This is a genomic window from Streptomyces sp. NPDC030814, from assembly GCF_055572155.1.
Window position 1 is genome coordinate 185140 of sequence record NZ_JBVIDX010000009.1, and the last position, 9187, is coordinate 194326.

Genomic DNA, 9187 nt, shown 5'->3' on the forward strand with positions numbered 1-9187 from the left:
CGGCGGTAACTCTTCTGACCTGCGGTGGGCCCAAGAACTTCTGACGGAATGAGGCGGGGACAACCTGCTTGTGCCCGTTGACCTGGTTCGGAGACCCTGAGCTCTGACAGATGTGAGCGGGCAGGGCAGAGGATGCGGCGTGGAATTGATCAGCCTCTCGGATGGCGACAACAGCTTCCGGGTGCGTGTGCTGGGGCGTAGGTCGCCGGGCGTGCTGCATCTTCACGACCAGCTCGACGCAGAGGTCATTGTGACCAGCAGCTTCGTCGGCGGTCGGTTGGCCATGTCCCTGTTCCCTTCCGACCTGGAAGAGTGGTCGCGTGCTCTGGACCTGCTTGCTGCCGGTCAGGAGATCTGCTGGAGGGATGACGACCGCAGCCCCGAGATCAAGATCCAGCCGTACAACGAGGAGCAGGGGACTGTCGCTGTCCGTGTAGAAGATCTGGGCAGTTCGTGCGTCTGCGTGTTCCTTCCCGTGAGTCTTGAAGAGGGCTGGATCGACGAGCAGCGGAAGCTGCTCGGGCAGGTACTGCAGGAGTGGCCGAGCGAAGTGCTGGAGTCTTCACCGGGTGCCTATGAGTGGCGGCGCTGAACTGCGGCCAGGCGCCGCCGGCAGATGAGTGCGCATCCGAGGGTGAGGAAGGCTTCGTGGATGTCGTCGCGTATCTCCCAGCGGATCGGCAGACGGCGGAACCAGTGCAGATGGGCGAACGCGCGCTCCACGACCCAGTGTTGAGTGCCAGGCCGGAGCCACGCTTGATGCCGCGGCAGGCGATCAACGGCTTCCTGCCGACGTCCCGGACGAGACGGCGGTGGTTGTCGTGGTCGTAACCGCGGTCTACCAGGACTACGTTCGGGCGGCGCCGGGGCCGGCCACGCTTACCCCGCACGGACGGCGCGGCCTGGAGGAACGGGATCAGCTGGGTGACGTCGTTGCGGTTGCCGCCGGTCAGGGGGGCGAGCGGAATGGCGGTGGCGTCGGTGATCAGGTGATGCTTGCTGCCCGGTCCTGACCAGGACGACGGGGCTTCGTCCGGTCGTGGCTCCCCCTTCAACGCCCGGATAGGGGAGCCGTCGACCGCCGCCCGGGAGAAGTCCAGGGCGTTCGCGCCGGGGAGCTTGGCGAGGAGGGCCCCGCGCAGTCGCGGCCACACCTCGGCCTCGGTCCACTCGGCCAGACGCCGCCGGCAGGTCATGCCGGAGCCGAAGCAGAGTTCCTGCGGCAGGTGTGCCCAGGCGATCCCGGTGTGCAGGACGAACAGGATGCCCTGGAACGCGAGCCGGTCCGGATGCCGCTTGCGTCCTGGGTGCCGGGTCCGACGCTCGACCTTGGGCAACAGCGGCTCGATCATCGCCCACAACTCGTCTTCGACTTCCCACGGCTTCGGCCGAGCCACCCGCACCCCCGGATCATCAGTCCCGGAGCGATCCAACCCCCTCGAAGATCATTTCGTTAGGACTTCTAAGATCGCTTCCCGCCTTCCCAACGGCCGTCACGGCGCCTCTCATACCGCCACACCTCGTCGAGGTCATGCTCGGGCGAGGCGCCCGGCGGTGGCGGGGGCAGGCGGCGTGCCCCTTCCACGCACCGCTCGTCGTCGTGGCGAGCGAGGCCGTACACGGCGGTGACCCGGACCTGGCGGACCGGGTCGTCCAGCAGTGCGGCCATGGCGTCGGTGAGGGTGGGGGAGCGGTCCTTGCCGTCTGCGACCGCCCGGCAGGCGGAGCCGCGCACGTCCGCCTCCGGATCGGTCATCAGGGTGAGCAACGTCTTCCGTATCGCGGGGGAGAAGTCGCGTCCCCAGCTGATCAGGCCGGAGGCGACCGTGTGCCGCACCCAGGCGTCGGGATGGGTGGCATGGGGCAAGAGCGCTGCGTCGCAGCGTGGGTCGGAGAGTTCGCCGACACCGGTCAGTACGGTGGCGAGCACGCGCGCGTCCTGCTCACGGCCCGCCCAGTCGAGGAAGAGCTCCACGGCGGGACCCGCGAACCGGTCCTCATCACTGTCGTCGAAGAGGTGGGTGAGCCGCAGTACCTCTGCGCCGAACAGCCGGTGCACCGGGTCCGGGTGGCCGCGCAGGGCCACGGCGGCGTCCCAGGTCCCCTGGTCACGACGCCGGCCCAGCAGGATGGTGGCACTCGACCACACGGCGTGATCCTGGTCGGGGCGGGTGAGGGCCCGGCCGAACAACTCCTCGAAGGAGGCCCGTATACCGGACCGCGCCTCCAGGTCCGTGAGAATCGCCGCGTGTCCGTCGCGCACTGTCAGCCCGCCGAGGGAGAACTCATCGACATAGGTGAACTCGTCGTCCAGGACACGGGTACGGGCCACCGGGCCCCGTGCGCCGGTACGGCGCCGCAGCTCCGCCTCGATGCCCGACCCATGCCAGTGCCGGGCGAGTTCCCGTGCCGCCGGCAGTTCTGCCTTGTGATGGCCCCGCCTCGACCAGGCGCGCAGTACGGCCTCGACCAGCGCCGGCGAACCCGAGTCGGCCGCCCTGTGCAGCGGGGGCACACCGTCCGGTCCGGACCGTCCGGGGTCGGCGTCATGGTCGACGAGAAGACGGGCGATGGTTCCGGCATAGGTCTCGATCGCCATGCAGAGCGCGGGATTTCCCCGATCGTCGCACACATCCGGATCGGCGCCTGCCTGGAGCAGCCTCTCCACCGCCTCGGCGTCCCCGGCCCGTATCGCCGCGATCAGAGGATGCTCTCCGACAGCCCCCTCTTCGCCCCCCGCACCTGACCTCACGCTCATGTTCGTGCCCACGACCCCCGCCAGTCTCCTCTGTAACGCCTTGCACACCTCGGTCCAAGGACAGTGAAGTGCCGACCGGGCGCGCGCGCCAGCAGAACGGGCCCCCGGCCGACGACAGGAGACCTGGGTGAGTGCGCCCGATCCTGTTGAGTATGCGTACTCATGGGCGACGGGAGGCCCTGTCGGAGGCTGTGCGCAGGACGAAGATCCCTGCCCGGGCCGGTACGGTCGCCCGCTCCGCACGCCGCCCACGGTTGGCCCTCGCGGTGACAGGGCTCGCCGTTCTGTCGCTCTCAGCGTGCGGCACCGAGAAGACAAGTGCCGCTGGGGCGCACGGCAGGCCTGCTGAAGCCGTGGGCGTGCAGCACACAGAGGTGCCGACCAGGGCCGACGAAGAGGCGGCCTTCGTCGCGATGTGGGACAAGGGCGCGGAGTGGTGTCCCCCGCGTGACGCCCCCTTGGAGGAGACGCTGCCGACTGCAACCACACGGCCCGGACCCGAGCTCCGCACGCCTGTCTCCCCTGGCGCAACACCAACGCCCGCCACCCCGACGTCCTCGCCGCCCAGCGCCGCGAGCGTGCACGCATCCGCAGCGAGAAAGGCATCCGATGGGGCGGACGCCCCATCGGTGAAGCAGAGTGAGTTCAGGTCTCAGGTCGGAGGTTCGCTCCGGAGGTCAGCGAAGCCGGTGTCGATGTCGCCGCGGAAGGTGAGGGCTTCTTCGCCGATACCGAGGGCCTCGAGAAGGAGGTCGAGGGCCGCGTCGACGTCCCCCTGGGCGCGGCCAACCCAGACGAAGACATCCGGGCAAGGGCTGCCCTCCAGTCGGCTGAGCGCAAAGTCGATCTTCTGGATGCGGAACATCGCCGCATCCACCGCGCCCAGATCCTCCCAGCCCCGTTCGATGTTCAACCGCAGCCGCGCGGCCAGAACGTCCAGCGACGGCGACAGGCCGGCAACCAACCGGAAGGAGCTCGCCGCATACTCCCACATGCTGGCCTGGAAGGCCGGGTTTCGCTTGCCGCCCTGGTACCCCGGCGCGCGTTCCCAGTCCGACTTCGGCCCGGGTACCTCGACCTCCGCCATACGCCCTCCCCACCCGCCACGTGACCCCTCACCTTAGAAGCTCAGCTCCTGGCGTCGCGGATCACAACCCCGGTGAACGTATGCGGTCACAGCACCACACGCCAACGGGAGAGACACATGAAGCTGCTGAACCCTCGGGGCACCCGCCGCACCTCGCTCGCACTCGGACTGGCCGCTGCCTGACCCGCCTTGTCCGACCGCTCAGTCGGCTGCGTCGCGGCCAGTCGCAGCAGCAGACCGCCGCTCACCAGCGCGCCGATCCCGGCCGGCAGGCGCGGTGCACCCGTCCGCCCGTGCTCGGCCGAGCTCTCGGTGAGGGCGGCTGCTGGCGGGATCCGCGGGATCCGCCAAGCCGCGGCGGCCGAGACCGCCAGGCCGACGGCGAGCGCGGCAGCAAGTGCGAACCAGCATCGCGACCGGTGAACCCGGTACGCGCACGCCCGGCGCCGCCAACCCCAGTCGCTGCAACTCGGCGAGGAAGCGACGCGCCGCCGCCACGCCTACGACCCAGCCCGGCACAGTCACCAGCAATGTGGTCGTGACAGCCACGCGGTGAGCAACCGTGTCCCAAGCCGACACGAAGATCACTTACGGGAAAACCCTTAGACTCCGCCCATGGCCGACACCACACTCGACGCGCTCGGCACGGGCAAGTACCTGCTGCTGACCACCTACCGCAAGAACGGCACCGCCGTTCCCACCCCGGTGTGGGTGGTGCGGGACGGTGACGCGCTCGGCGTCTGGACGGTCGCCGACTCCTGGAAGGTCAAGCGGATCCGCAACCGCGCCGACGTCCTCGTCGGACCCTGCGACGTACGCGGCAACCCCACGGGGCAATCGGTCCCCGCCCGCGCCGAGATCCTCGACGCCACCGGCTCCGCCGCCTACCGCCTGCTCATCGCCCGCAAGTACGGCCTCCTCGGCCGCCTTAGCCTCCTGGGCAGCCGCGTCCGCCGGGGCACCACCGGCACCGTCGGCCTACGCATCACCCTGACGTCCTGACCCGCGGTACCGGGTCGCGAACGGTCTGCCGCGAGGCCCGTCCGCCAGGCCCAGGCCGCGATCTCGACCCGGTTCCGGGCGGCGAACTTCAGCTGGATGCTGCCGAGGTGGGTCTTGACCGTGGAGAGGGACACGAACATCGACGCCGCGATCTCCGCGTTGGTGTGCCCGAGCGTCACCGGACGGACGACATCCAGCTCGCGGTCGGTCAACGGCTCCCGGGGCGCGGCGCCTCGGCCCCGGCGGCGCGGTCCGCCTCCGCCGCCACGTGCTTCAGCAGACGGACCGTCACCGACGGAGACACCAGCGAGTCACCCACCGGGGGCGCCCGCACCGTTTCGGCCAGCAGTGTCGGCCCCGAGTCCTTGAGCAGGAAGCCGCAGGCGCCGCCGCGCAGCGCCCCGTACACATACTCGTCGAGGTCGAACGTGGTCACCACGACCACCCGCAGCGGATCGGCCACACCCGGCCCGGCCAGCAGCCGCGTGGCCTCCAGACCGTCCAGCTTCGGCATCCGGATGTCCAGCAGACACACACGGGCCGCGCCTCACGGGCCAGCCGCACGGCCGCCTCGCCGTCGGCGGCCTCGGCGACCACGATGATGTCCGGCTGCGCGTCGAGGAAGAAGCGGAAGCCGGTGCGGACCATGTACTGGGCCGGGTCTCGGTGCGGGACGACGGCCGCGGCCAGGCCCGTCTGCCGGAGGCGGCCCGGGGCGGCGGCTTCGGACTCGTCGGCCTCAACGAACGCGTCACCGCGCTCGGCGGACGCCTCCAGGCCCACGGACGTACCGACGGCCCCGGCTGGGAGGTCCTCGCCGTGCTGCCCGCCGCACCGGCGGGCAGCCGATGAGCTGAACCCTCCGCGCGGTCCTCCCGTATCTCCTCACGGGGATGGCGGGAGACCGCTCGCACGGAAGGAGAACAGCGTGTCGATGCCGCCCGAACCAGGGCAGACGACGAAGCGTCCCACGATCGAGCCGACGTACGTCATGCGCCGCCGCCGGACCGAGGCCCTGGCGGAACTGCTGCGTGAGTTCGAGCTGTACAAGGGGACGACGGCCCCGAAGGAGGAGTACGAGACCGTCGTCGTCCCGCCGGCACCGGCCCCGGACCCGACGTCCGTCCCGGCCCCGGAACCCGCCCCGGAGCGGATCCTCCCCCTGACGGAGGAGTACGAGACAGAGGAACTCCCGCCGGTGAGGGCCGGGGAGGACTTCGCCACCGGCGCCGCCCCGCACACCGGGCGACGGCAGAGGAGGCAGCCGGCACCCAACGGCGGAGCCGGCCTGAAACGGGCCGCGGTCGTCGTCGGCATCGGCGCGGCGGCCCTCCTGGGTTTCGGCGCCGCGCTCCTCGTACCCGGCGCAGACACCCGGCCGGAAGCGCGGCCCACCACCCCGACGCCCTCGGCGCCGGACGCCTCGGCCCCCGCGCCCGCCGCCCCGGCACCGGACGAAGCCGTCGACCCGGACGGCCCCGGCACCCTCCGCGAGGGCGACAGCGGCCCCGAGGTCTCCGAACTCCAGCAGAGGCTCCGGCGCATCCCCAACGTGTACGACAACGGCCCCACCTCGGGCGAGTACGACGTCGTCCTCAGGGAGGCCGTCGCCCGTTTCCAACTCTGGTACGGCATCCGCGGCGACGAGACCGGCGTGTACGGCGACGACACCCGCAAGGACCTGGAGTCCCGCACCACCGCCTAGTAAGGCTGTCCGGACAGGTTGTGGTGCTGTGACCGGACCGCGATCGCCGCTCGCCGCGGCGGGGCCGGGACCCGGTGCGCCCGCGGCGCATCCGGGTTGTTGCCCCGCCACGATCGGACCATCCTGGCCCTATGGCGACGAAGGCGTCCGGCGCGCGGCGGGCCGCCACGGCCGGCGAGGCGATGGCGGTGGTCGACGGCCACGGCCTCGTCTCCGGATGGAGCGAGGGCGCGCGCCGGCTCACCGGGTACACCTCCGCCGACGTCACCGGCCGACCGGCGTCGGATCTTGTCGACGGGGACGCGACGGCGGCCCGGCGGGCGCTGCTCGCGCACGGCGAGACGGTGCTGACCCTGCGCCACCGGGGCGGCCGACCGCAGCAGGTCGCCGTGCGGATGGTCCCGCTGCTGGGCAGCGACGCACAGCGGGGGTTCGTCGTGGTCGCGAGTCCGAACCCGGCCGACCGCGCCCTCGGCGAGCTGGCCTTCCAGCAGGCGTCCCTGTCCATGTCGGTCTTCGACACCGGACAGCGCTATCTGCGGATGAACGACGCGGCATGCCGGGTCATGGGCCGGCCGGAGACGGAGTTCTTGCACCGGTACTACCCGGAGACCGTGGAGGACGCCGACCGCAGCCGCGGCTTCCTGCGGCATCTGGAGATCGTCGTGGAGACCGGACGGCCGGTCCACTACGAGAGCTGGACCCGCTCACCGTCCGGCCGCCGGGTGCACGCCTGGAACCTCGAGATGTGGCCGGTGCGCGACCACACCGGAGAGCTGATCGGCACCGCCCTCGCCGCCTTCGACAGCAGTGAGCAGCACTGGGCACGCCGGCGCCTGGCCCTGCTGAACGAGGCCGCCGGGTCCATCGGCACCAAGCTCGACGTGGTCCAGACGGCCCGGGAACTCGCGGAACTGGTGGTGCCCCGGCTGGCCGACTTCGTCAGCGTCGACCTCCTGGAGTCGGTGCTCCAGGGCGAGGAACCCGAGACGGGCCCGGTCGACGGCGACGTCGAACTGCACCGGGCCGCCCACCACTCCGGCACGCCCGGTGTCCCCGAAGCGGCGATCGGCCTGGGCTCCGCCGACGTCTACCCGCTCTTCTCGCCGCCCGCCCGCGCCCTCCTCACCGGCGAGCCCGTCCTCACCCGGACCGGCGACCACGACCTCGACACGTGGTTCTCCCGGCACGACGCCCGCTCCGCCAAGCTGCGGGAGGCCGCGGAGCACGACCTGTCCCTGATGGCCATACCACTCGTCGCCCGGGGTACCACCCTGGGCGTGGCCGTGTTCGTCCGGAGCCTCACCGTCGAACGCCCCGACGCCTTCGACCAGGACGATGTGGCCCTGGCCGAGGAGCTGACCAGCCGGGCCGCCGTCTGCGTCGACAACGCGCGCCGGTACACCCGTGAACGCACCACGGCGCTCGCCCTCCAGCGCAGCCTCCTGCCGCGGGCGGTGGCGGGCCAGGCGGCCGTCGAGTTCGCCTCCCGCTATCTGCCGGCGCTGTCGCAGGCCGGGGTGGGCGGCGACTGGTTCGACGTGATTCCGCTGTCCGGCACCCGCGTCGCCCTGGTCGTCGGCGACGTCGTCGGACACGGCATCCCCGCCTCCGTCACCATGGGCCGGCTCCGGACGGCGGTGTGGGCGCTCGCCGACGTGGACCTGCCGCCCGACGAACTCCTCACCCACCTCGACGACCTGGTGGAGCACCTCGCGGCGGGCGACGGCAGCGGCGGAGGGGAGATCGGCGCCACCTGTCTGTACGCGGTGTACGACCCGGTGGCACGCGCCTGCTCGATCGCCTCGGCGGGGCACGTGCCGCCCGTGGTCGTACGGCCCGACGGCGACGTGCAGGTCATCGACGTGGTGGCGGGACCGATGCTGGGCGTCGGCGGGCTCCCTTTCGAGTCGACGGAGCTGGAACTGCCCGAGGGCTCGGTCCTCGCCCTCTACACCGACGGCCTCGTGGAGGCCCGGGACCGGGACGTCGACACGGGCACCGCCGCCCTGCGCGCCGCCCTGACCGGGCCGGTCGGCAGCCTGGAGCGCGCCTGCGACAACGTGCTCAGGGACCTCCTGCCGGACACCCCGGCCGACGACGTGGCCCTGCTGCTTGCCCGCACCCGCGCTCTCGACGCGGAACAGGTGGCCGTCTGGAACTTCGCCGACGACCCCTCGCTCGTCGCCGACGCGCGCAAGCTCGCCACCGACCAGCTGGTGCGCTGGGGCCTTGAGGAGGCCGTCTTCGTCACCGAACTCGTCGTCAGCGAACTCGTCACCAACGCCATGCGCTACGGCGGTGCCCCCATCCAACTTCGGCTCATCCGTGACCGCACCCTCATCTGCGAGGTGTCCGACGCCAGCAGCACCTCGCCGCATCTGCGCCGGGCCCGCACCTTCGACGAGGGCGGCCGCGGTCTGCTCCTCGTCGCCCAGCTCACCGACCGCTGGGGCAGCCGGCCGAGCGGCGCGGGCAAGACCATCTGGGCCGAACAGGCGCTGCCGCCGACCCTGTGAGACGACGGTCGGGGGGGGGGGGGGGGCCCACCCCCACCCCCCCCCCCCCCCCCCCCCCCCACACCCCCCCCCCCCCCCCCCCCCCCCCCCCCCCCCCCCCCCCCCCCCCCCCCCCC

7 protein-coding genes and 3 pseudogenes are annotated in these 9187 nt (G+C 71.9%); 6 read left to right on the forward strand and 4 right to left on the reverse strand.

The features are described from left to right. Nucleotides 1–139: 139 nt before the first annotated feature. Entirely contained in the window at nucleotides 140–592 is a 453-nt protein-coding gene (locus ACZ43N_RS20895) for a DUF5959 family protein (RefSeq protein ID WP_468099282.1), read from the forward strand. Here ACZ43N_RS20895 and ACZ43N_RS20900 read toward each other — a convergent pair. After that, nucleotides 574–1352 (reverse strand): IS5 family transposase gene (locus ACZ43N_RS20900; protein WP_468099482.1). Its coding sequence is split into 2 segments (ribosomal slippage): nucleotides 574–743 and nucleotides 743–1352, totalling 780 coding nucleotides; the frame shifts between segments, so codons are not numbered across the junction. The two genes, ACZ43N_RS20895 and ACZ43N_RS20900, sit on opposite strands and share 19 nt — an antisense overlap. A 110-nt stretch (nucleotides 1353–1462) precedes the next feature. Continuing rightward, nucleotides 1463–2758: an ankyrin repeat domain-containing protein gene (locus ACZ43N_RS20905; RefSeq protein ID WP_468099284.1), complete on the reverse strand. Its 1296-nt coding sequence runs from the start codon at nucleotides 2756–2758 to the stop codon at nucleotides 1463–1465. A 481-nt stretch (nucleotides 2759–3239) separates the two neighbouring features. Between ACZ43N_RS20905 and ACZ43N_RS20910 the strand changes: the two are divergent. After that, nucleotides 3240–3401 (forward strand): annotated as a pseudogene (locus ACZ43N_RS20910) (integrase); the annotation flags it as partial. Between the two features lie 9 nt (nucleotides 3402–3410). Here ACZ43N_RS20910 and ACZ43N_RS20915 read toward each other — a convergent pair. Beyond that, nucleotides 3411–3845, reverse strand: coding sequence for a hypothetical protein (locus tag ACZ43N_RS20915; RefSeq protein ID WP_468099286.1), 435 nt, complete (start codon nucleotides 3843–3845; stop codon nucleotides 3411–3413). 615 nt (nucleotides 3846–4460) lie between these two features. Here ACZ43N_RS20915 and ACZ43N_RS20920 point away from each other — a divergent pair. Beyond that, nucleotides 4461–4847, forward strand: a complete 387-nt coding sequence (locus tag ACZ43N_RS20920; protein WP_468099287.1) for a PPOX class F420-dependent oxidoreductase — start codon at nucleotides 4461–4463, stop codon at nucleotides 4845–4847. A 20-nt stretch (nucleotides 4848–4867) separates the two neighbouring features. Here ACZ43N_RS20920 and ACZ43N_RS20925 read toward each other — a convergent pair. Further along, nucleotides 4868–5495 (reverse strand): annotated as a pseudogene (locus ACZ43N_RS20925) (response regulator); the annotation flags it as partial. A 12-nt stretch (nucleotides 5496–5507) separates the two neighbouring features. On the opposite strand from ACZ43N_RS20925, the pseudogene ACZ43N_RS20930 reads away from it, so the two are divergent. From ACZ43N_RS20930 to ACZ43N_RS20940, 3 genes and pseudogenes are all read left to right on the forward strand, one after another. Further along, nucleotides 5508–5699 (forward strand): annotated as a pseudogene (locus tag ACZ43N_RS20930) (sensor histidine kinase); the annotation flags it as partial. A 76-nt stretch (nucleotides 5700–5775) separates the two neighbouring features. Beyond that, nucleotides 5776–6552: a peptidoglycan-binding domain-containing protein gene (locus ACZ43N_RS20935; RefSeq protein WP_468099289.1), complete on the forward strand. Its 777-nt coding sequence runs from the start codon at nucleotides 5776–5778 to the stop codon at nucleotides 6550–6552. A gap of 131 nt (nucleotides 6553–6683) precedes the next feature. Beyond that, a complete protein-coding gene (locus ACZ43N_RS20940; RefSeq protein ID WP_468099291.1) occupies nucleotides 6684–9071 on the forward strand; it encodes a SpoIIE family protein phosphatase in 2388 nt (795 codons plus the stop codon). The last annotated feature ends 116 nt before the right edge of the window (nucleotides 9072–9187 follow it).